The organism is Morganella morganii (assembly GCF_041099235.1).
GTDB lineage: Bacteria > Pseudomonadota > Gammaproteobacteria > Enterobacterales > Enterobacteriaceae > Morganella > Morganella morganii_E.
Genome location: NZ_JBFZSO010000005.1, coordinates 137,982 through 161,479 on the forward strand (window position 1 = coordinate 137,982; position 23,498 = coordinate 161,479).

General features: G+C 53.4%; 18 protein-coding genes. 6 read left to right on the forward strand and 12 right to left on the reverse strand.

What is annotated here, in order from left to right; all coding sequences use genetic code 11:
• The 12 genes from mraY to leuO all read right to left on the reverse strand — a co-directional run bounded on the left by mraY (window position 1) and on the right by leuO (window position 14,665).
• Complete coding sequence (mraY, locus tag AB7038_RS10555; protein WP_004238458.1) at window positions 1–1,083, reverse strand: phospho-N-acetylmuramoyl-pentapeptide-transferase; 1,083 nt, start codon at window positions 1,081–1,083, stop codon at window positions 1–3.
• Window positions 1,077–2,450, reverse strand: a complete 1,374-nt coding sequence (gene murF / locus AB7038_RS10560) for a UDP-N-acetylmuramoyl-tripeptide--D-alanyl-D-alanine ligase (protein WP_369453279.1) — start codon at window positions 2,448–2,450, stop codon at window positions 1,077–1,079. The genes mraY and murF overlap by 7 nt, the downstream gene beginning before the upstream one ends.
• The gene (murE, locus tag AB7038_RS10565; RefSeq protein WP_369453280.1) at window positions 2,447–3,934 is read right to left on the reverse strand and encodes a UDP-N-acetylmuramoyl-L-alanyl-D-glutamate--2,6-diaminopimelate ligase; all 1,488 of its coding nucleotides are present in this window, start codon (window positions 3,932–3,934) and stop codon (window positions 2,447–2,449) included. The genes murF and murE overlap by 4 nt, the downstream gene beginning before the upstream one ends.
• The gene (gene ftsI, locus AB7038_RS10570; protein WP_368889068.1) at window positions 3,921–5,714 is read right to left on the reverse strand and encodes a peptidoglycan glycosyltransferase FtsI; all 1,794 of its coding nucleotides are present in this window, start codon (window positions 5,712–5,714) and stop codon (window positions 3,921–3,923) included. The genes murE and ftsI overlap by 14 nt, the downstream gene beginning before the upstream one ends.
• A gap of 7 nt (window positions 5,715–5,721) precedes the next feature.
• Entirely contained in the window at window positions 5,722–6,039 is a 318-nt protein-coding gene (ftsL, locus tag AB7038_RS10575; RefSeq protein WP_004238454.1) for a cell division protein FtsL, read from the reverse strand.
• Entirely contained in the window at window positions 6,036–6,977 is a 942-nt protein-coding gene (gene rsmH / locus AB7038_RS10580) for a 16S rRNA (cytosine(1402)-N(4))-methyltransferase RsmH (RefSeq protein ID WP_004238453.1), read from the reverse strand. Before rsmH ends, ftsL begins: the two co-directional genes overlap by 4 nt.
• Complete coding sequence (gene mraZ / locus AB7038_RS10585; protein ID WP_004238452.1) at window positions 6,978–7,436, reverse strand: division/cell wall cluster transcriptional repressor MraZ; 459 nt, start codon at window positions 7,434–7,436, stop codon at window positions 6,978–6,980.
• 669 nt (window positions 7,437–8,105) lie between these two features.
• Entirely contained in the window at window positions 8,106–9,110 is a 1,005-nt protein-coding gene (gene cra / locus AB7038_RS10590) for a catabolite repressor/activator (protein ID WP_004242044.1), read from the reverse strand.
• An 84-nt stretch (window positions 9,111–9,194) separates the two neighbouring features.
• Window positions 9,195–9,686 carry an acetolactate synthase small subunit gene (gene ilvN, locus AB7038_RS10595; protein ID WP_004238450.1) on the reverse strand — a complete coding sequence of 164 codons (492 nt, stop codon included), beginning with the start codon at window positions 9,684–9,686 and terminating at the stop codon, window positions 9,195–9,197.
• 2 nt (window positions 9,687–9,688) lie between these two features.
• Window positions 9,689–11,410: an acetolactate synthase 3 large subunit gene (ilvI, locus tag AB7038_RS10600; RefSeq protein ID WP_032098314.1), complete on the reverse strand. Its 1,722-nt coding sequence runs from the start codon at window positions 11,408–11,410 to the stop codon at window positions 9,689–9,691.
• A 286-nt stretch (window positions 11,411–11,696) separates the two neighbouring features.
• Window positions 11,697–13,505, reverse strand: coding sequence for an AMP-dependent synthetase/ligase (locus tag AB7038_RS10605; RefSeq protein ID WP_369453281.1), 1,809 nt, complete (start codon window positions 13,503–13,505; stop codon window positions 11,697–11,699).
• Window positions 13,506–13,717: 212 nt separating this feature from the next.
• Entirely contained in the window at window positions 13,718–14,665 is a 948-nt protein-coding gene (gene leuO / locus AB7038_RS10610; protein ID WP_004238446.1) for a transcriptional regulator LeuO, read from the reverse strand.
• Between the two features lie 862 nt (window positions 14,666–15,527).
• Here leuO and leuA point away from each other — a divergent pair.
• The 6 genes from leuA to mutH all read left to right on the forward strand — a co-directional run bounded on the left by leuA (window position 15,528) and on the right by mutH (window position 23,450).
• The gene (gene leuA, locus AB7038_RS10615; protein ID WP_369453282.1) at window positions 15,528–17,153 is read left to right on the forward strand and encodes a 2-isopropylmalate synthase; all 1,626 of its coding nucleotides are present in this window, start codon (window positions 15,528–15,530) and stop codon (window positions 17,151–17,153) included.
• Between the two features lie 2 nt (window positions 17,154–17,155).
• On the forward strand, window positions 17,156–18,247 hold the full coding sequence (leuB, locus tag AB7038_RS10620; protein WP_004238443.1) for a 3-isopropylmalate dehydrogenase: 1,092 nt from the start codon (window positions 17,156–17,158) through the stop codon (window positions 18,245–18,247).
• A 1-nt stretch (window position 18,248) separates the two neighbouring features.
• Window positions 18,249–19,661, forward strand: coding sequence for a 3-isopropylmalate dehydratase large subunit (gene leuC, locus AB7038_RS10625; protein WP_036416780.1), 1,413 nt, complete (start codon window positions 18,249–18,251; stop codon window positions 19,659–19,661).
• Between the two features lie 11 nt (window positions 19,662–19,672).
• Window positions 19,673–20,275 carry a 3-isopropylmalate dehydratase small subunit gene (leuD, locus tag AB7038_RS10630; protein WP_368889072.1) on the forward strand — a complete coding sequence of 201 codons (603 nt, stop codon included), beginning with the start codon at window positions 19,673–19,675 and terminating at the stop codon, window positions 20,273–20,275.
• A 263-nt stretch (window positions 20,276–20,538) separates the two neighbouring features.
• Window positions 20,539–22,203, forward strand: coding sequence for an HTH-type transcriptional regulator SgrR (gene sgrR / locus AB7038_RS10635; protein WP_369453283.1), 1,665 nt, complete (start codon window positions 20,539–20,541; stop codon window positions 22,201–22,203).
• Window positions 22,204–22,763: 560 nt separating this feature from the next.
• The gene (gene mutH / locus AB7038_RS10640; protein WP_032098319.1) at window positions 22,764–23,450 is read left to right on the forward strand and encodes a DNA mismatch repair endonuclease MutH; all 687 of its coding nucleotides are present in this window, start codon (window positions 22,764–22,766) and stop codon (window positions 23,448–23,450) included.
• The last annotated feature ends 48 nt before the right edge of the window (window positions 23,451–23,498 follow it).

The following is a 23,498-nucleotide window of genomic DNA, read 5'->3' on the forward strand; positions in this document are numbered from 1 at the left end:
TTAACGTACCTTGAGTGTCGCCAGACCGATCAGCACTAACATCAGGGAGATAATCCAGAAGCGGACAATCACCCGCGGCTCAGGCCAGCCTTTTAATTCATAATGGTGATGAATAGGTGCCATCCGGAAAATACGCTGACCGCGTAATTTGAAGGATCCGACCTGTAAAATCACCGACAGAGTTTCCACCACGAACACACCGCCCATAATCAGCAGCAGGAATTCCTGGCGCAGCAGAACAGCAATGGTACCCAGCGCGCCGCCGAGTGCCAGTGAACCGACATCGCCCATAAAGACCTGTGCCGGATAGGTGTTAAACCACAGGAATCCCAGCCCTGCCCCGACAATCGCGGTGCAGACAATCACCAGTTCCCCGGCGTGCGGCAGATACGGGATATGCAGATAATGCGCGAAATTCACGTTACCGGTCGCCCACGCCACCAGCGCAAACCCGGCGGCAACAAAGACGGTCGGCATAATCGCGAGGCCGTCGAGGCCGTCAGTGAGGTTCACGGCGTTACTGGTGCCGACAATCACGAAATACGCCAGCAGGATATACAGCACACCCAGCTGCGGCATCACATCTTTAAAGAACGGCACCACCAGCTGGGTCGCCGGGGTGTCTTTACCGATGGCATACATACTGAACGCCACGGTCAGCGCCAGTACGGACTGCCAGAAATATTTCCAGCGGGCAATCAGCCCTTTGGTGTCTTTGCGCACCACTTTACGGTAGTCATCAATAAAGCCGACAATACCGTAGCCGATCAGCACCAGCAGCACACACCAGACATACGGGTTGTCCAGACGCGCCCACAGCAGAACAGAAATGGCGATGGAGAACAGGATCATCATGCCGCCCATGGTCGGGGTACCGCGCTTGCTGAAGTGCGATTCCGGCCCTTCGCTGCGGACAACCTGGCCAATCTGCATTCTCTGGAGATACGCAATCACATGCGGCCCCATCCATAATGCGATAATCAGCGAGGTCAGCAGGCCGACGATGGCACGGAACGTCAGGTAAGAGAAGACGTTAAACGCGGTATGAAACTGCACCAGATACTCAGCCAGCCAAATCAGCATGGGACATTCTCCTGCAAGGCGTGCACAACTTCTTCCATTGCGGAGCTGCGTGAACCTTTAACTAAAATTGAAATTGATGAATGCTGTGCCACCAGAGGTGCCAGCGCAGCAATGAGGGTTGTTTTGTCAGCGAAATGGTGTCCCTGACACTCATCACTGATAAAATGACTGAACTGACCTGCGGTGAACACCGCATCCAGTCCGGCATCGCGGGCAGCCTGCCCGACTCTGCGGTGACTCTCTTCGGCGTAACCGCCCTGCTCGCCGATATCCCCGGCAACCAGCACGCGGTAACCCGGTAATTGTGCCAGCACACGGATTGCCGCAATCATCGAGCCGTCATTGGCATTGTAAGTGTCGTCAATCACCAGCTTGCCCGGAGCCAGTTCAACCGGATATAAGCGTCCCGGTACGGCGCTGGTTTGTGCCAGGCCACTGCGGATATCCGCCAGTGTCGCCCCGGCAGACAGTGCCAGTGCCGCCGCCGCGAGGGCATTGGCAATATTGTGACGGCCCGGCAGCGGCAGTGTGACAGCAGTGCTGCCTGCCGGTGTGTGCAGGGTAAAGTCAGTGGTCAGCGGGTTCATCACCACATCAGCCGCGTAAAAATCAGCCTGCGGGTGCGGATCAACGGAGAAACTCCAGCGGGTCTGACGCGGGGTCAGATGTGCCTGCCAGTGAGTGAAGTCATTACTTTCCAGATTGATGATGGCGGTGCCTTCGTCAGTCAGGCCGGTGAAAATTTCCCCTTTTGCCTGCGCGATGGCTTCTGCGGAACCGAACTCGCCGATATGGGCGGCAAACAGGTTATTCACCAGTGCGGTCTGCGGGTGTGTCATGGCTGCGGTATAGGCGATTTCACCAGTGTGGTTGGCACCCAGCTCAATCACCGCAAACTGATGTTTTTCTGTCAGGCGCAGCAATGTCAGCGGCACGCCGATATCATTATTAAAGTTACCGGCAGTAAACAGGGTTTCGCCTGCCTGCTGTAAAATTGCCGCCGTCATCTCTTTGACGGAGGTTTTGCCGGACGAACCGGTCAGCGCGACCACTTTCGCCTGACTGCGGTCACGGTTGCCTTTCGCCACCGCACCCAGCGCAAGGCGGGTATCTTTAACAATAATCTGCGGACAGTTCACGTCCATCCGGCGGTTCACCAGGACGGCGGCGACACCTTTCGCTGCCACATCCGCAATAAAATCATGAGCATCAAAACGTTCACCGGCCAGGGCGATAAACAGCGCACGTTCGCCGATGGTGCGGCTGTCCGTGGTGACACTCTCAATCCGTTCTGATGCCGCGTGACCGCTGAGGATAAGCTCCCCGGTGGTCAGTTGTGCGATATCAGCGAGGGAGAACGGGATCATGCCATTACTCCCAGCAGGCGGGCGACCGTCAGGCGGTCGGAATAGTCCAGACGGCGGTTGCCGACCAGCTGATAATCCTCATGCCCTTTTCCGGCCACCAGCACCACGTCATCCGGTGTTGCCTGCATCACTGCGAAGGTGACGGCTTCCGCACGGCCCGGGATCGGCAGTGCACGGGAGGTATCAACCAGCCCGGCCATAATGTCATTGATAATCGCCTGCGGCTCTTCGCTGCGCGGGTTATCGTCGGTGATCACCACCACATCGGATTCCTGCTCAGCAATTGCGCCCATCAGCGGACGTTTGCCTTTGTCGCGATCACCGCCGCAGCCGAAGACACACCACAGTTTACCTTTAGTATGCAGACGCGCCGCACTCAGTGCTTTTTCCAGCGCATCCGGGGTGTGAGCATAATCGACAACAACCGTCGGACGGTTATCTGCGGTGAAGACTTCCATCCGGCCGCAGACCGGTGTTAACGCGGTTGCAGCGCGCAGCAATGTATTCAGGTCATAACCCAGTGCCAGCAGGGTTGCCGCAGCCACCAGCAGGTTACTGACGTTAAAGGCGCCCATCAGCGGGCTGTCCAGCTCACCGTTGCCCCAGCTTGAGGTAAAGGTGATGTGCGCACCGCTGTCGTGATAATCCACAGAAACGGCTTTCAGGAAACGCCCCTGCCAGCCGGCCGGCAGATTGTCATCCATTGTGACCGCGACCGCTTCCGGTAATTTTGCCAGCCATTTCAGCCCTGTCTCATCATCCGCATTAATAATTTTTTGTTCGCTGTGATGGGTTGAGAACAGCAGCCATTTGGCAGCTTCGTAGTTGGCCATATCACCGTGGTAATCGAGGTGATCACGGCTTAAGTTAGTAAAGACGGCAGCCCGGAACGGCAGTGCCGCCACACGGCTCTGAACCAGCCCGTGAGAGGAGACTTCCATCGCTGCCACCGTGGCACCTTTCTTCGCCAGTTTGTCCAGCTCGAACTGGATATCAACGGCTGAACCGGTGGTGTTTTCAGTCGGGATCACATGCCCGAGCAGCCCGTTCCCGACCGTTCCCATCACAGCGCTGGTTTCGCCCATCGCCTGCGTCCACTGCGCCAGCAGCTGGGTGGTGGTGGTTTTCCCGTTAGTGCCGGTCACGCCGATCAGTTTCAGGCGTTCCGCCGGGTGGTGATAAAACTCGCCGGCCAGACGGGATAATTTTTCATTCAGGTGGCTGAGATACACCACCGGTACACCATGCAGAACCTGCACACTGCCGTCTTCCGCCGCACCATCCGCTTCCGCGACCACAGCAGCCACACCCTGGGCAATGGCCTGAGGAATGTAGTGACGTCCGTCGGACTGGTGGCCTTTAACCGCCAGGAACAGATCACCGGCAGCCGCTTTGCGGCTGTCCAGGGTCATATCACGTAACGCCTTAGCCGGTGCATCAACACCGAGCGGCGCGAGTAAATCGCGCAAATTACGATCTGCCACTTGTACCCTCTTTTGGTTTATTAATAACCACTTCATTAGATTGTTCTTCCGGTGTCAGCGCATCGGGTTCCACGTTCATTGTCCGCAGAACACCGCCCATGATGGCACCGAATACCGGTGCGGAGATCGCACCCCCGTAATACTTGCCGCCCTGCGGGTCATTGATAATCACAACCAGTGCAAAACGCGGACGGCTTGCCGGTGCAACCCCGGCGGTGTAAGCGATATAACGGTTCACGTATTTCCCGTCGTCGCCCACTTTTTTCGCGGTCCCGGTTTTAATGGCCACGCGGTACCCTTTGATCGCAGCGCGCGTTCCGCCGCCGCCCGGTAACGCAACACTTTCCATCATCTGAACCACGGTTTTCATCACCGGTTCAGGGAAGACGCGGGTGCCCGGCACCGGCGGATCCACTTTTGTAATGGACAGCGGACGGTAAATCCCGAAACTGCCGATTGTTGCATAGGCACGCGCTAACTGTAACGGTGTTACCATCAGCCCGTAACCGAAAGAAAAGGTGGCCCTTTCAAGCTCAGACCACCGTGTTTTTTTACTTGGATATATGCCACTGCTTTCTCCGACCAGCCCCAGATTGGTCGGTTTTCCCAGCCCGAAACGCGAATAGACGTCCACGAGTTCCTGAGCGGGCATCGCTAACGCAAGTCTTGAAACCCCTACGTTACTCGACTTCTGTAAAATACCGGTGATGGTCAGTTCGGCATAACGCGCCACGTCTTTGATTTCATGACCACTGATCCGGTACGGATACGTATTCACCACGCTGTTCGGTTTGATGATGTTGTTGTGCAGTGCTGTCATCACCACCAACGGTTTTACCGTCGAGCCCGGTTCAAAAATATCGGTAATAGCGCGGTTACGCATGGCATCTTTCGGTGTGCCCTGGAGGTTGTTCGGGTTATAGGACGGGCTGTTCGCCATCGCCAGAATTTCCCCTGTGTTCACATCCACCAGAATCGCCGTGCCGGATTCCGCTTTGTTCAGTGCCACCGCACTGCTGATTTCGCGGTATACCAGCGCCTGTAAACGCTCATCAATACTGAGTGTCAGGTTGTGTCCGGCCTGACTTTCGCGGGCGATAGTATCTTCAATAACGCGGCCGCCGCGATCTTTACGGACTGTCCGCTGCCCCGGAACCCCGGTCAGCCAGCGGTCAAAGCTTTTCTCAACCCCTTCAATCCCTTCATCATCAATATTGGTGACACCAATAATGTGAGCAGTCACAGAGCCGGACGGGTAATACCGCTTTGATTCCGCCTGTAAATAAATTCCCGGCAGATTCAGTTTTTTCACATAATCGCCGATGGTCGGGTTCACCTGACGCGCCAGATAGACAAAGCGGCCTTTCGGGTTCGCCGTGACTTTGCTTTTCACCTGTTCGAGCGGGATATTCAGCGCTTCGGACAGTGCGCGCCAGCGGGTGTCATCTCCTACCCCGCCTTTGTCGGCTAACTCTTTCGGATCAGCCCAGACGGCGTTGACCGGCACACTGACCGCCAGCGGACGCCCCATACGGTCGCTGATCATGCCGCGTGCGGTCGGGATCTCCTGGACGCGCAGCGAGCGCATGTCACCTTCTTTGACCAGCATGTCCGGGTTGATAATCTGTAAATACGCCACCCGGATCAGCAGTGCGGCCAGGGCAAGCCCGATACCGCCGCATAACAACGCAAAACGCCAGCTGATAAAACTGGCTTTTTCTTCCGGACGTTTGATACGGGCACCGCCCTGCGTTTTGCCTGCTGATTTTTTGCTTTTCATGCCTTCGTCATTTTGTTACGACAATTTTTTCGTTTGCCGGATCCACATGCTGCATACTGAGACGCTCAACGGACAGGCGCTCGACACGGCTGTGATCCCCCAGGGCGTTCTCTTCCAGAATCAGGTTACGCCATTCGATATCCAGCGAGTTACGCTCCAGCACAAGATGTTCCCGCTCTGCGGTCAGCAGACGTGTTTTATGTGCCGTGATGACCACAAAAATCGCGCTGACGATCACTGCGATAAATAAAATCGCAGGGATAAATCCGTGGCGCAGCAGGTCACGACAAATAACGCGGGCTAAATTGTGCCGTTCTGTGGTCATGCTTTCTCCGCAAAGCGCAGTACCGAACTGCGGGCACGCGGGTTAACACTGATTTCCTGCTCTGACGGTTTCATTTTTCCGGCCAGTTTCAGTGCCGGTGTGCCGTGCGCTTTCAGTTGTTCTTCCGTCAGCGGTAATCCGTGCGGCACCTGTGGTCCGCGGCTTTCATCACGCATAAACTGCTTCACAATCCGGTCTTCCAGCGAGTGGAAGCTGATGACCGATAAACGGCCGCCCTGAGCCAGAATACCCAGTGCGCCGGTCAGCGCCTGGCGGATCTCATCCAGCTCGCTGTTGACATAGATACGGATAGCCTGGAAGCTGCGGGTCGCCGGATGCTTGTGTTTTTCTTTCACCGGAGACACAGCGGCAATTAAATCCGCCAGCTGTTTTGTCCGCGTCAGCGGCTCTTCGGTCTTATTACGTTCAACAATCGCGCGGGCAATCCGTTTCGAAAAACGCTCTTCACCGAAATTTTTCAGCACCCACGCAATATCTTCTTCTTTGGCTTCGGTCAGCCATTGTGCGGCGGAGATCCCGCGTGTCGGATCCATCCGCATATCCAGCGGCCCGTCACGCATAAAGGAGAATCCGCGCTCCGCGTCATCCAGCTGCGGGGAAGATACCCCCAGATCCAGCAGAACGCCGTTAATCTGTCCGCCCAGTTCCAGGTCATTCACATAACCGGCGATACCGGAAAACGGGCCATGAATAATGGAAAAACGCGGGTCATCAATCTGTGCCGCAGCAGCAATCGCCTGCGGATCCCGGTCAATGGCAATCAGACGCCCCTGCGGACCGAGTTTTGATAAAATCAGACGGGAGTGCCCGCCGCGGCCGAATGTGCCGTCGATATAAATGCCGTCTTCGCGGATCTGTAATCCGTTAACGGCTTCATCCAGTAAAACACTGGTATGCTGAAACTGACTCTCTGCCATTTAAAGTGATAAATCCTGTAACCGGGCGGATAAAGGTCCGGATGCCGTCTGCCCGGCAGCAATATCATCCTGTACCTGCTGATACCACGTCTGCTCATCCCACAGCTCAAACTTGTTGAACTGCCCGACCAGCATGACTTCTTTGGTTAACCGCGCATGTGTGCGCAGTGTACCGGCTAACAAAAGACGTCCCGCACTGTCCATCTGACATTCCGTGGCATGACCCAGCAACAGGCGCTGAACACGGCGCTCCGTGGGATCCATGGTGGACAATTGTGCCAGTTTCAGTTCGATCAGTTCCCACTCCGGTAAGGTGTAAAGCAGCAGGCACGGCTGGTGGAGATCGATAGTGCAGACCATCTGACCTTCCGACTTTTCAGCAAGCAGCGACCGGTACCGTGCCGGTACGGTTATGCGCCCTTTGCTGTCAAGATTAACCAGTGTTGCCCCGCGAAACATTCGTTTCTCCGCTCAGTTTTGCCCTGAATTACCACTTTCACCCACAATTCCCCACCAACAGAGTTTACGAATGGTAGGAAAAGCTTGTCAAGCCAGAGCTGACAAGGTTTCGTTTCCGCTGTCGGGGAATAAAGGGGTGAGAAAATATGGGATTTTTTGCTTCAGGGAACAGAAGTGAGGTAACACACTGATTCAAATCAGAAAAAAATTCACATAATACGCACTCGGCTAACCGGGGCAAATTATACCGAATCTGGCGAAAGAAAGATGCATTTTTGCGAGGTGTCCCTCACTTTCAGGATAAAAATTCACCATTACCACAAAGACCCCGGGATTTTTGTTCCGGTCATCTGTGCTGTTACTTTCTGTTACACAGCGTGATTATTTAATAAATGAAAATTTAATATTCAGTTTATCAATAGCATAACTGTCACAAAACCGGACTGATGATATTCTGCGGTGCATACCCTTAATTGGAGTAAGTGTATTTACGGGGAGTGAAAGGTGTGGTGTGAAAATTGTCAATTTCTGTCAATCAGCAGAATTGAAAAAAATTCTTAGGATTCCTCTCAAAAAGGGTTTTTCATCTGTTTTCGGCTGATACAAATAAAAATACCTATACGTTTCCGTACAGGTATCAGAAAAAATAATGATTTTACCGTCTGAATATTACCGGCGGCTCAGACTTCCGCGACGGCACAGATCACGGCGGATCCGGGTGATACCCGCAGCCGGTTTCTGTTTTTCATCCAGACTTGCCAGTACCAGCTCCAGCACACGCTCAGCAATATCGCGGTGACGCTGTGCCACGGACAGAACCGGACACTCAAGGAAATCAAGCAGTTCATGATCACCGAAGGTCGCGATCACCAGTTGCCCCGGCAGACGGCCGCTGCGGGCCAGCGTGGCATCCATCACACCCTGTAACAGGGCAAATGAGGTGGTAAACAGCGCATCCGGCATCGGGTTGCTTTCCAGCCAGGTATCAAACGCTTTTGCGGCGGCATCACGCTCATAGCTGTCGGCATAGAGGAAATTCACGTTACGTGCATCCCCTTCCCAGGCTTCACGGAATCCCTGTTCACGCAGGAAACTGACAGAAAGTTCCGGTAACGCGCCGAGATATACCACCGATTCTGCCGGGAACTGACGTAATTCGGATGCCAGCATTTTGGCGTCCTCAAAGTCATCCCCGACCACACTGATAAAGTGCTCATTTTCCAGTGCACGGTCGAGCGCGACAATCGGCAGGGAGCGGTTTGCCCAGCGCTGATAGAACGGATGCTCCGGCGGCAGTGCGGTGGAAACGATAATCGCATCCACCTGACGCTGTAACAGGTGTTCCACACAACGGATTTCGTTGTCAGGCTGGTCTTCGGAGCAGGCAATCAGCAGCTGATAACCACGGCTGCGCGCCTGGCGCTCCAGATAATTTGCGATGCGGGTGTAGCTGGTGTTCTCCAAATCCGGGATCACCAGTCCGATTGAGCGGGTACGGCCTGCACGCAGACCGGCAGCCACCGCATTCGGATGGTAATTATGTTCACGAACCACCGCCATCACTTTTTCGACAGTTTTGTCACTCACACGATATTGTTTTGCTTTTCCGTTGATGACATAACTGGCCGTCGTGCGCGACACACCGGCAAGGCGGGCGATTTCATCCAGTTTCACGTTAACCCCTTACAAATCAGGAAACGGCCCGAACAACGGGCCAAATAAGAAGAGTGATCAGTTTACCCTTTCACCGCGAATATTTCACCGCATTATTTTATCGCCGCGCGACATCCCCACGATGCCGGAGCGGGCAATTTCCACAATTTCCGCGAAGCCGCGCACCGCATCCAGGAAGGCATCCAGCTTTTCGCTGGTGCCGGTCAGCTGCACGGTATAGAGCGTCGCGGTCACATCCACAATCTGCCCGCGGAAGATATCGGTACTGCGTTTGACCTCATCCCGCCCGTAACCGCTGGCCTGTAATTTCACCAGCATCACCTCGCGCTCAATGTGAGTGGCAGAGGTCAGTTCTGTGACACGGAACACATCCACCAGCTTGTTGAGCTGTTTTTCAATCTGCTCCAGCACCCGCGCATCGCCTTTGGTCTGGATAGTCAGGCGGAACAGTGACGGGTCATCAGTCGGGGCGGCGGTGATACTTTCGATATTATACCCGCGCTGGGAAAAAAGCCCTGCCACACGGGATAATGCCCCAGTTTCGTTTTCTAATAAAATTGACAGAATCCGGCGCATGATCAGGTCCTCTCCGTTTTGCTTAACCACATTTCATCCATTCCGCCGTTGCGGATCTGCATCGGATAAACATGCTCTTTCTCATCCACCATCACATCGGCGAACACCAGTCGTTTCTCTTCGCGGACAATGCGCAGTGCCTCCGCAAGCTGTTCACGCAGCGTGGCTTTATCACTGATGCTGATGCCGACATGCCCGTAAGCCTCTGCCAGACGGACAAAATCAGGCAGCGATTCCATATAGGAGTGCGAGTGACGGCCGTGATAAACCATATCCTGCCACTGCTTCACCATGCCAAGGAAGCGGTTATTCAGATTAAGCACCAGCACCGGCAGCCCGAACTGTAATGCCGTGGAAAGCTCCTGAATATTCATCTGGATGCTGCCGTCCCCGGTGACACACACCACCATATCATCCGGTTTCGCCAGCCGGACACCCAGTGCCGCCGGTAACCCGAAGCCCATCGTGCCCAGCCCGCCGGAGTTTATCCAGCGGCGCGGTTCATCAAACGGGTAATAGAGCGCGGCAAACATCTGATGCTGACCGACATCGGAGGTCACATACGCCTTCCCTTCCGTCAGTTCCCACAGGGTGCGGATCACAGTCTGCGGCTTGATTTTTTCCCCGCTCTCATCAATGGCCAGACACTGTTTCGCTTTCCACTGATCAATGCGCCGCCACCAGTCACACAGCGCATCCGGATCCTGTTCATCGGTCAGGGATTCCAGCTGTAACAGCATCTGCGCGAGACACAGTTTCGCATCACCGACAATCGGAATATCCGCCGCCACGGTTTTGGAGATAGACGCCGGATCGACATCGATATGAATGACCGTTGCCTGCGGGCAGTATTTCGCCAGATTATTGGTGGTCCGGTCATCGAAACGGACACCGACGGCAAAAATCACATCACTGTGATGCATGGTATTGTTTGCTTCATACGTCCCGTGCATACCCAGCATACCGACACACTGCGGATGAGTGCCCGGAAATGCGCCCAGTCCCATCAGGGAGAGCGCCACCGGCAGACGCAGTTTATCCGCAAGGGTGAAAATCTCCGGGCTGCATCCGGCACTGACAGCGCCGCCACCGATATACATGACCGGGCGTTTCGCCTGCATCAGTGTGATCAGGGCGCGTTTGATCTGCCCTTTATGACCGGCACCGGTCGGGTTATAGGAGCGCAGGCTGACCCGTGACGGGTAGCTGTATTCGTGCTGTTGCTGGACAATATCTTTCGGAAAATCAATAACCACAGGCCCCGGACGACCGCTCTGTGCCAGATAGAATGCTTTTTTGATGGTGGCCGGAATATCCGCGACATCGTGCACCAGGTAACTGTGTTTCACGACCGGGCGGGAAATACCCACCATATCCACTTCCTGGAAGGCATCGTTGCCGATCAGCGCACTCGCCACCTGGCCGGACAGCACCACCAGCGGCACTGAATCCATATACGCAGTGGCGATACCGGTAATGGCGTTAGTCGCCCCCGGTCCGGAAGTGACCAGCACCACGCCGGTTTTACCGGTCGCGCGGGCATAACCGTCCGCCATATGTACAGCGGCCTGTTCGTGGCGCACCAGAATATGGCCGACACCGCCTACGGTATGCAGTGCATCATAAATATCCAGAACAGCGCCGCCCGGATAGCCGAATACGTGTGACACGCCCTCATCAATTAAGGAGCGCACGATCATTTCTGCCCCTGTCAACCTCTCCATAAATGCTCTCCTGCCCGTGATTGCGGGTTGTAACTGCAAGTGATGTGTTTGTCTGTTTTTAGTTATCTGAGGATTAACATAACGATAAAATGACAGTGCTGGCAAATGCGTTTTTCGGGAAGCAAAAAGCGGAAAACCACAGGAATAAAGGAAATGTCATGATCCGCAGACGATCATACCTGCGGCGGCAAATCACAAAGCAGAGTTCACTGAGAGCGGGGGAAAAACCGGCGGGATATAAAAACGGCACTGCACAGGAAACAGGCAGTGCCGTCATGGAAATCAATCAGTCCGTATACATCGACTCAATTTCGCGCTGATAGCGCTGTGCGATCACTTTACGGCGCAGTTTCAGGGTTGGTGTCAGTTCACCAAGCTCCATGGAAAAATTCTGCGGCAGCAGTGTGAAACGTTTGACCTGATGAAAGGCAGCGATATTTTTCTGCAGCTCTTTCAGGCGGCTTTCAAACAGCGCCACAATCTGGCTGTTTTTCAGCAGCTCCATCCGGTCATGGTATTTCAGATTCAGTGCCCGCGCGTGTTCTTCCAGGGTATCAAAGCACGGCACAATCAGTGCGGAGACAAACTTACGCGCATCCGCCACCACCGCGATATGTTCGATAAAGCGGTCCTGTCCCAGCGTGCCTTCCAGCATCTGCGGCGCAATATATTTACCGTTCGAGGTTTTCATCAGATCTTTCAGGCGTTCGGTGATAAACAGATTGCCCTGCTCATCCAGCGCACCGGCATCACCGGTCCGCAGCCAGCCATCAGCAGTAAAAGCCTGACGGGTCTCTTCCGGCTTATTGTAATAGCCGCGCATCACCACCGGCCCGCGTACCTGAATCTCATTTTCCTCACCGATACGCACTTCCACATCCGGCAGCGGCACACCGATAGAGCCGAGCTGATAACCGCTGTTTTCCCAGCAGGATACCGTGGCACAGGTTTCTGTCATGCCGTAGCCGTATTTGATGTTAATGCCGATGGCGAGGAAAAAGCGGATAATTCCATCATCCAGCCGTGCACCCGCCGCCGGTAAGAAACGGACATTACCGCCCAGCACACCGCGCAGTTTACCGAGCACTTTTTTCTGTGCGAACTGATCACACCGCGCGGCCAGCCACGACTGCTTCTCACCGCGCTGCTGTGCATCAAGGGTCTTTTTACCGGTCCGTACCGCCCAGTGGAATAACGCCCGTTTATACCACGGCGCCTGTGCCACTTTTTCGTAAATACCACTGAATACTTTTTCATAGAAACGCGGCACCGCACACATCACGGTCGGTTTCACCGATACCATCGCTTTGCGTACCAGGTTGGTATCACTGAGATAGACATTCAGTGCGCCGGTGTGCATCACATAGAAGCTCCAGGCGCGCTCAAAAACGTGCGTCAGCGGCAGGAAGCAGAGTGAGACATCATCTTCGGTCAGTGTCAGCCGCTCATCATGCAGATAAAGCTGGGCGGCCATATTGCGGTAATCCAGCATCACGCCTTTCGGCTCGCCGGTGGTCCCGGAGGTGTAAATCAGGGTGAAAAGATCATCAAGGGAACAATCCGCAATGCGCTGACGCAGCTCTGCGGCGTAACTGCCGTCGTGGCCGTTCATAAACTGACGCAGTGTGCAGACCGCCGGATGCGACGGGATTGCCGTGTTTTCCGGGTTCATTATGATGATTTTCTGCAGCGACGGGCAGAGAGAGAGCAGCGACAGGGCGATTTCCGCCTGCTTCTGACCATCCACAAACAGGATGCGCACCTGCGCATCATTAAGAATATAGGCCGCCTGGTCATCACTGCTGGTGGCATAGAGCGGCACCACAATGGCACGGCACTGAAGAATCGCCAGGTCGGTTAATGACCACAGGGCGCTGTTGTGCGAGAAAATAGCGACATTTTCCTGCACTTCAACCCCTTCTGCCAGCAGGGCTTCCGCCAGATTTTCACTGAACGCCCCGGCCTGCTGCCAGGTAAAATCGATATGCTGACCTTGTTCACACCACTGTCGCAGTGCGATTTTGTCACCCCGGCGCTGTTTTTGCTGTTGCAGCCGCGTCACTAAATGATAGTGATGCAAATTTGTTGTTGTCACACGCGTTTCCTTTACTGAGCCGTCAGACTGTACGGTTTCACGTTATGTAATAATTTTTCAGCTTACAGTTGTACGCTTAAATTTTTCCGCAAGTGTAGCCTGTTGTCTCCGGGAACAAAAGCAAATTTAGTTATCTTTGCAATGACGGGATCACAAAAAAGCCCCGGCAGATACATTTACCTGACGGGGCGGGGAATAAATTAAATGATCGATTACATATGATGTGTGAACTGCGTCAGCAGTGCCTTCATCCACTGATGCCCTTTATCGCGGGTACACGCCTCGTGCCAGATCAGAAACGCCGGACGGCTGACTTTATCCCACGGCAGCTGCACTTCCTGAATCGGCAGCACATGCGAGTAGAGCTGAATCAGCCATTTCGGCGCAATCGCCACCAGTTCTGTTTTAGAAACAATATTCAGTACACTGACTAAATTGGTTCCCTGATAAACAATAGCCCGGAGTAATTCATTATTTTCATAATACGGTGAACTGAATGAATCAATTAAATCCAGCGACACCACGGCATGTTGCTCGGTAAATATTTGTTTCTCTGTTACCGTATATTGTATACGCGGATGATTGCGGGCGGCGACCAGCGACAACTGGTCATTAAATAATAAGTGATGACTGTAATCCGGTTTATCGAAACGATTATAACTGACAGCAAAATCGGTTTCCTGATATTTCAGGTTATTCTCGATATGTGAATTCATATAAGACTGAATATTGACATCGATATTTTCACTGTGAAGTTTAACCTGTTCGATTATTTTGTCTGTCAGGCGGATATCAAGCGGACTGGAGATGGCCAGATTAAATGTCCGCTCGCTGCTGCCCGGTTCAAAACCGGCGCCCGGCAGTTCATTATGCACCAGCTGCAATGCCTGCCTGACCGGCCCGAACAGCTGTTTGGCGCGCGCTGTCGGCTGAATCCCCCGTCCGAAGCGGACAAATAATTCATCATTAAACATAACTTTAAGTCTTGACACCGCATTGCTGACAGCCGGTTGCGACATACCTAAAAGTTCAGCAGCGCGGGTCACATTCTGCATCTGCATAACCGCATCAAAAACGGTCAGCAGATTAAGATCCACATTGCGCAGCTGTGTTTCACCGGATTCTTTTTTTACATCTGCCACTGAGGTGTATTCAGTCATCTTAAACTCCAATAAATGATTATAATGACTTCAATAAGCCACCTGCCGCCACGATGAAACGGCAGATCAATACAAAATTGAAATCTATTATCTCAATTGATTATTCAATTAATAATTGAGTCTCTTCCTTGTATGGTTCTGAATACGCGGGTGCGCATCATCATCACAATGCATACTATTTAAATATTTAAAGTCAGTAAATTATTCATGATAGTAATAAATCAATACCGCTTTATTCATTTAGTTTCCATGCAGTGAGATAATAAAACAAAGATTGTGTTTATTCATAATAAAATTGTCTTCTGTCAGCATAAAAAATCCGATTTTTTTTACTGACATAACGGAAAGAATAAACTGTTCAATGAATATCTCACCGGTTGCCGGCGGCTGCCTGACCGCCGGATCCCCCGTTACCCGCCTACTCAGCTGATTCTGCTTCTCCGTAAAAAAAATCTGTAAAAATATTAGCCCAATTATTGAGCTGGCTTATAGATGAAAACGCTGATTAATTTTTATAAATTAGTCAGTTTATCTGCTTTTTCTGCTTTTTTTATCCCCGGGCCGGGATCTCCGGCGAACCGCGTGAGTTGACAGGGCATTTTATATTCAGTATCAATAATACATCGCCACGGATAAGCCCTGTGCTCCGTGCCACTGAATTTACTGAGAAGGTTATTACTATGTCTTTCACTTTCCGCCTAAACAGCCTGCTAATTATCGCCTTAACTGCGCGTGGCGGGCTCGTGGCCGGAAGTTCTTCATAACTTTCTCTCTGAGACCTGAAAAACCCGCGCAATGTCGCGGGTTTTTTTATACCTGCAAACCGGAAAACAGAACAAGAAATAACCGAGAGGATCACAACATGAGCGATAACGTCATCATTTTTGATACCACACTGCGTGACGGGGAGCAGGCATTACAGGCCAGTCTCAGTGTCAAAGAGAAGTTACAGATTGCTTTCCAGCTCGAACGCATGGGGGTTGATATTATTGAGGCCGGTTTCCCTGTCTCCTCTCCCGGTGATTTTCAGTCGGTGCAGACTATTGCCCGTGAAATCAAAAACAGCCGTATCGCGGCATTATCCCGCTGTGTGATAGGCGATATTGATGCCGCCGCGGAATCCCTGAAAGTCGCGGAAGCCTTCCGGTTACATATGGTGCTCGCCACCTCCGGTATTCACGTCAAAACAAAACTGCGCAAGACCTTTGCTGACATCATCGATATGGCGGTCGGCTCGATTAAACATGCCCGCCGCTTTACCGATGACGTTGAGTTTTCCTGTGAAGATGCCGGGCGCACCGATATCGATGATTTATGCCGCATTGTGGAAGCCGCGATTAACGCCGGTGCCACCACGGTCAACATTCCGGACACTGTCGGTTACACCACGCCGTACCAGTTCGGCGGCATCATCAGTGAATTATTCAACCGTGTGCCGAACATCGACAAAACCATCATTTCTGTCCACTGTCATGACGACCTGGGGATGTCCGTTGCCAACTCGATCACCGCCGTACAGGCCGGTGCCCGCCAGATTGAAGGTACGATCAACGGGTTAGGCGAACGCGCCGGGAACTGCGCCCTGGAAGAAGTGATTATGGCGATTAAAGTGCGGGAAAAAATGCTGGGCGTGCGCACCGGGATCAACCACAAAGAGATTTACCGCACCAGCCAGCTGGTCAGTCAGTTATGCAATACCCCGGTACCGCCGAACAAGGCCGTGGTCGGCAGCAATGCCTTCTCCCACTCTTCCGGTATTCACCAGGACGGCGTGATTAAAAACCGCGAAACCTACGAAATCATGACGCCGGACAGCATCGGCCTGAAAGATAACTTAATCAACCTGACCTCCCGCTCCGGCCGCGCGGCGGTGAAACACCGGATGGCGGAAATGGGTTATCAGGAAGGTGATTATAACCTGGATGAATTATACGCCGACTTCCTGCAACTGGCTGACAAAAAAGGCCAGGTCTTCGATTACGACCTGGAAGCGCTGGTGTTTATGAAACAGCAGCATCAGGAGCCGGAACATTTTTCACTGGCGTTTCTCAACACCCAGTCCGGTACCGGTGTCAAGGCATCAGCAACCGTCAGAATGCAGGCCGGTGATGAAATCATCTCGGAATCCGCCCAGGGGAACGGCCCGGTGGATGCGGCTTATGAGGCAATCCGCCGTATCGCGGGTTACCCGCTGACCCTCGCCGCCTACCAGCTGACCGCCAAAGGTCAGGGAACGGATGCACTGGGTCAGGTGAATATCGTGGTGGAGTATGAAGGCCGTAAATTCCACGGTATGGGGCTGGCGACAGATATTGTTGAATCCTCCGCCCAGGCCATGATCCACGCCATCAACAGCATCTGGCGCGCCGGACAGGTAAAAGAAGAAAAACGGCGTATGCAGTCAGATAACAACATGCACAACGACACTCATAACGATACTCATAACGATACTCATAACAACAATACAGAGACAAAGGAAGCGGTGTAATTATGTCGGAACAATTTCATATTGCAGTTTTACCGGGCGACGGAATCGGCCCTGAAATTATGGCGCAGGCGATTAAAGTGCTGGATGCGGTGCGCACCCGCTTTAACCTGACCATCACCACCAGTGAATATGATGTCGGCGGCATCGCCATCGACAACCACGGCCACCCGCTGCCGCCGGCCACGCTGAAAGGCTGCGAACAGGCCGATGCGGTGCTGTTCGGCTCTGTCGGCGGCCCGAAATGGGAAAAACTGCCGCCGGATTCCCAGCCGGAGCGCGGTGCCCTGCTCCCGCTGCGGGCACATTTCAAATTATTCAGTAACCTGCGCCCGGCCCGGCTCTATCCGGCGCTGGAAGCGTTCTGCCCGCTGCGCAGTGATATCGCCGCGCGCGGATTTGACATCCTGTGTGTCCGCGAACTGACCGGCGGGATCTATTTCGGGCAGCCGAAAGGCCGTGAAGGCGAAGGTAAATATGAGCGTGCTTATGATACCGAGGTGTACCACCGCTTTGAAATCGAACGCATTGCCCGTATCGCCTTTGCCTCCGCTCAAAAACGCCGTGGTCAGGTGACCTCGATTGATAAGGCCAACGTGCTGCAAAGCTCCGTATTATGGCGTGAAGTGGTGACGGAAATCGCCAAAGAGTATCCGGATGTCGCGCTGTCACACATGTATATCGACAACGCCGCTATGCAGATGGTCAAAGATCCGTCGCAGTTTGATGTGATCCTCTGCTCCAACCTGTTCGGCGACATTATCTCTGACGAGTGCGCCATGATCACCGGCTCCATGGGGATGCTGCCGTCCGCCAGCCTGAATGAGAAAAAATTCGGTCTGTATGAACCGGCAGGCGGCTCTGCGCCGGATATCGCCGGACAAAACATCGCCAACCCGGTAGCTCAGATTTTATCCGCCGCCATGATGCTGCGTTTCAGCTGCGGACAGGATGCAGCGGCAGACAGCATCGAAAACGCCGTCAATCAGGCACTGAATGCCGGATACCGCACCCGGGATGTGGCCGGAAACGGCAAGAGTGTGACCACAGACGAAATGGGCGACATTATCGCGCGTTTGATTACAGAAGGGGCTTAAGATGAGCACAGGAAAAACCTTATATCAGAAATTATATGATGCCCATGTGGTTCGTGAAGAAGCAAACGAAACGCCGATTCTGTATATCGACCGCCACCTGGTACATGAAGTGACTTCGCCGCAGGCGTTTGACGGATTACGGGCGAAAAACCGCCCCGTGCGCCGCCCGGAGAAAACCTTCGCCACCATGGATCACAACGTCTCCACGCAGACCAAAGATATCAATGCCTGCGGTGAAATGGCCCGTAACCAGATGCAGGAACTGATCAAAAACTGTGAGGCCTTTGGTGTCCGTCTCTATGATCTGAACCATCCGTTTCAGGGCATTGTGCATGTGATGGGGCCGGAACAGGGTATCACTCTGCCGGGTATGACCATTGTCTGCGGTGACTCCCATACCGCCACCCACGGTGCGTTCGGCTCGCTGGCTTTTGGTATCGGTACCTCCGAGGTGGAACATGTGTTAGCTACCCAGACACTGAAACAGGCGCGTGCCAAAACCCTGAAAATTGAAGTGCGCGGCAAAGTTGCCCCCGGTATCACCGCCAAAGATATTGTGCTGGCGATTATCGGCCACACCGGCAGCGCAGGCGGTACCGGTTATATCGCGGAATTCTGCGGGGATGCTATTGAGGCACTCTCCATGGAGGGCCGGATGACGGTTTGTAATATGGCGATCGAAATGGGTGCCAAAGGCGGAATGATTGCGCCGGATCAGACTACCTTTGATTATCTGAAAGGCCGTCAGTTCTCCCCGCAGGGCGCGGACTGGGATGCTGCTGTGGCTTACTGGCAGACCCTGAAAAGTGATCCGGATGCAAAATATGACGCGGAAATTATTATCAATGCCGCCGATATCGCCCCGCAGGTCACCTGGGGCACCAATCCGGGACAGGTTATTGATATCAGCCGCGCCATTCCCGCTCCGGAAAGCTTTACCGACCCGGTGGAAAGAGCCTCGGCGGAAAAAGCCCTCGCGTACATGGATTTAACGCCGGGTAAAAAATTAACCGATGTGAAAATTGACAAGGTGTTTATCGGCTCCTGCACCAACTCGCGGATTGAGGACTTACGCGCGGCTGCTGCGGTCGCCAAAGGGCGCAAAGTCGCGCCGGGAGTGCAGGCGATAGTGGTTCCGGGCTCCGGGCCGGTGAAATCACAGGCGGAAGCGGAAGGTCTGGATAAGATTTTTACCGATGCCGGGTTTGAGTGGCGTTTACCGGGCTGCTCGATGTGTCTGGCGATGAACAATGACCGCCTGGCCCCGGGGGAGCGCTGTGCCTCCACCAGCAACCGTAACTTTGAAGGCCGCCAGGGGCGCGGCGGACGTACGCACCTGGTCAGCCCGGCCATGGCCGCTGCGGCCGCTGTCACCGGCAGTTTCGCCGATATCCGTACCATTGAGATGCGCTGAGGGAGAGAGTCATGGAAAAATTTATTGTACATCAGGGCATCGCCGCACCATTAGATGCCGCCAATGTGGATACCGATGCCATTATCCCGAAACAGTTTTTGCAGAAAGTGACCCGCACCGGTTTCGGACAGCATTTATTTAATGACTGGCGTTTTCTCGATGATGACGGACAGGTGCCGAATCCGGATTTTATCCTCAACGCCCCGCGTTATCAGGGCGCATCGATTCTGCTGGCCCGTGAAAACTTCGGCTGCGGCTCCTCCCGTGAGCATGCGCCGTGGGCCTTAACAGATTACGGCTTCAGAGTGGTGATTGCGCCCAGCTTTGCGGATATTTTTTACGGTAACGCATTCAACAACCAGTTATTACCGGTGAAATTACCCGAAGACGCCATTGATGCGCTCTTTAATTGGGTACAACAGACGGAAGGCGCTCAGATTATTGTGGATCTGGAAAACCAGAAAGTGATCGCCGGTGAGCTGGAATACCCGTTCAGTGTCGATACTTTCCGTCGTCACTGCATGATGAACGGCCTCGACAGTATCGGCCTCACCTTACAGCACGACGACATGATTTCCCGTTTTGAGGAAAAACTGCCTGCATTTATGAACTGATAACCGGATCCATTTCCACCATTGAACCCCTGCCATCACCCCTTTTGTGATGGCAGCTTTTTCCCCGTTTTCCCCGCCTCTTTTTCCGGATCACCGGACAGAAAAAAACCAGCCTTTCGGCTGGCGGTAAAAGTCACCATTACTCAAGAATCGGGAGTGAGTCAGGTATCACACTGACGTCATGAGCTGCTTTAATGACATTGAGTATGGACGTAATATACGGAAATAAAAATGGACAGAAAACCGACCGGAGTTCCTCTTTTATGAGCACACCACGCCTCCAGCACCAGTTTATCCGCCTGTGGCAGCATCATCAGGGACAGGAGACCGAAACCACCCTTCAGGAGATCGCCGATATTCTGCATTGCTCGCGCCGTCATGTCCGCTCTCTGCTCAGCAGTATGCAGACGGCAGGCTGGCTCAGCTGGCAGGCGGAAACCGGACGGGGTAAGCGTTCACGTCTCTGTTTTCTGCAAAGCGGCCGGGACCTGCAGCACGCCCGTGCCGAACTGCTGATCGAACAGGATAACATCGAAAAACTGGTGGCGATGGTCAATGATAAGGACGCGATGCGCCAGATGGTATTATCCCAGCTGGAGCGCAGCTTCCGGCAGGGGAAAAGCCTGCTGCGCATTGTCTATTACCGTCCTTTTTATAATTTACTGCCCGGCTCGCCGCTGCGCCGCTCGGAAGTTCATCTGCTGAGCCAGATTTTTAACGGACTGACGGCAATAAATGAGGAAAACGGGGAAGCTGTCCCGGCACTGGCGCATCACTGGCAGCAGACCGGCGACAAACAGTGGCGTTTCTGGCTGCGTCCGGCAATATTTTTCCATCACGGCCGTGAGTTGCAGATGGTGGATATCATTTCCTCTTTTGAGCGTCTGCGCGACACCCATCCTCTGTTCAGCCATATCCGCACTGTCCGTTCCGATATGCCTTATATTATCGATATCACACTGAATGAGGCCGACAGCTGGTTCCCGGTACTGACCGGCAGCCCGCACGCCGCCATTCTGCCCCATGAGTGGCAGGAACTGCCGGATTTCGCCCGCCGCCCTGTCGGCACCGGCCCGTATCAGGTGGTCTGCAATAATGACCGCAAACTGACAATCCGCGCCTTTGACCATTATTACGGCTTCCGCGCCCTGCTGGATGAAGTTTCTGTGCTGGTGGTGCCGGAGCTGGAAGAAAAAATGGTCTGCACCACCCTGCATATCGGCGCGGACGGGCCGGAGCGGGATTCTCTCGACAGCCGGATGGAGGAAGGCTGCTATTTCCTGCTGCATGATACGCGTTCGGCAAAAGGAGAGCGGGAAGATATCCGCCGCTGGCTCAACAGCCTGATGACTCCGGTCAATCTGCTGTATCACTGTGAACCCCTGTATCAGCGCCACTGGTGGCCGGCTTACGGGCTGCTGCTGCGCTGGCATCACAGCAAGCTTATCCCGCCCTGTGAAAAACCGGCAGGTCTGACAGAGCTGACGCTGACCTATTATCAGGATCATCACGAATACCATGCTATCGGCAAATTACTGCAGCAGTTACTGGCGGAACAGGGCGTGAAACTGACGATTAATATCACAGATTACGACACCTGGTTTAACGGTGATTGTGACAGTGATTTCTGGCTGGCGACCGCTAACTTTTATAAGCCGCTGGAGTTTTCGGTCTTCGCCACGTTATATGAACTGCCGCTGCTGCGCCGCTGCCTGGGGGATGAACTGCATGCACCGCTGAAACAGTGGCGGCAGCGTTCCCTGTCACTGGCGGCATGGTGTGAACAGATCATTGGTCAACAGATGTTGTTCCCGCTGTTCCATCACTGGCTTGAATTACAGGGGCAGCGCAGTATGCGGGGAGTCAAAATGAATACCTTCGGCTGGTTTGATTTTAAATCCGCCTGGTTTATCCCCCCGGAAAGTTAATTCACAGAAAAAGGCAAAGTTATAAACACCCTCTGATAAAAAACCGGCTTTTATTCACGTTTTCTGTGGATATAGTTGTGAAAAACGCAAGGGTAATGGGGGTATAGTTTTAAACTGCCTCCTGTTGATAAAATCACGACCGTTAAATAAACTCTGATAAATCATATCAGTACAGAAATAAAAAAAGAGAATCGTCTGAAAAAATCACCGGCATTTTTTTTCACAGACTTACGCAGCACAAAAAATAACCACACCCGGTGTTATCCACAGATTGTGACTTATCCGTGAGCAAAACCCCTGCTGAAACGCGAAAACAGGCGGAAGTCAAGCCTGTAAATCAAACCAGTAGTGAGGTGGTTTTCCACTTATCCCATAAAGCTGTGGATAACTCAGTGTAAGATCCTGTTTATTGTCTGAGGATGCTGGTGCACAACCTTCTGAACTTATTGCGGCGACGAAAATTAATAGCTATATATCAATAAATTAGATAATATTTATTTTTCATTCATGCCTATGTATTATTTTACCGGATAACACTGTTCAACTTTTAAGCATATAACATGACACAACTTTTTCAGCCGCCATTACCCCCGGCCAGCGAATCTGAGCTGCTCAGCCGCGCCCAGTCCCTTGCCGGCGCCACTTTCGGTGAGCTGGCGGGTTGTGCCGGTATACCGGTGCCGCCGGATCTGCGCCGCGATAAAGGCTGGGTCGGCATGCTGCTGGAGTACTGGCTGGGTGCGGATGCGGGCAGTAAGGCAGAGCAGGATTTTGCTCACCTCGGGGTAGAACTGAAAACCATTCCGGTGGATGAATCCGGCGTGCCGCTGGAAACCACCTTTGTCTGTGTCGCCCCGCTGACCGGCAACAGCGGCGTTACCTGGGCGGATTGTCATGTGCGTCATAAACTCTCCCGCGTGCTGTGGGTGCCGGTGGAAGGCGCGCGTCATATCCCGCTGGCAGAGCGCCGTGTCGGTTCACCACTGCTGTGGTCGCCGTCGGAGGAGGAAGAACGCCTGCTGCGCGCGGACTGGGAAGAGCTGATGGATATGATTGTGCTGGGGAAAGTGGAACAGATCACCGCCCGTCATGGCCAGGTGATGCAGATACGCCCGAAAGCAGCCAACAGCCGGGCACTCACAGAAGCTATCGGCCCGCACGGACAACCGATACAAACACTGCCCAGAGGCTTTTATCTGAAGAAAAATTTCACCGCACCCTTACTTAAGCGCTATTTCCGGTGCTGATCACTGTTTTGGGAGTTTGCTCCCGGTAAATATGAATCGCTTCAGTCA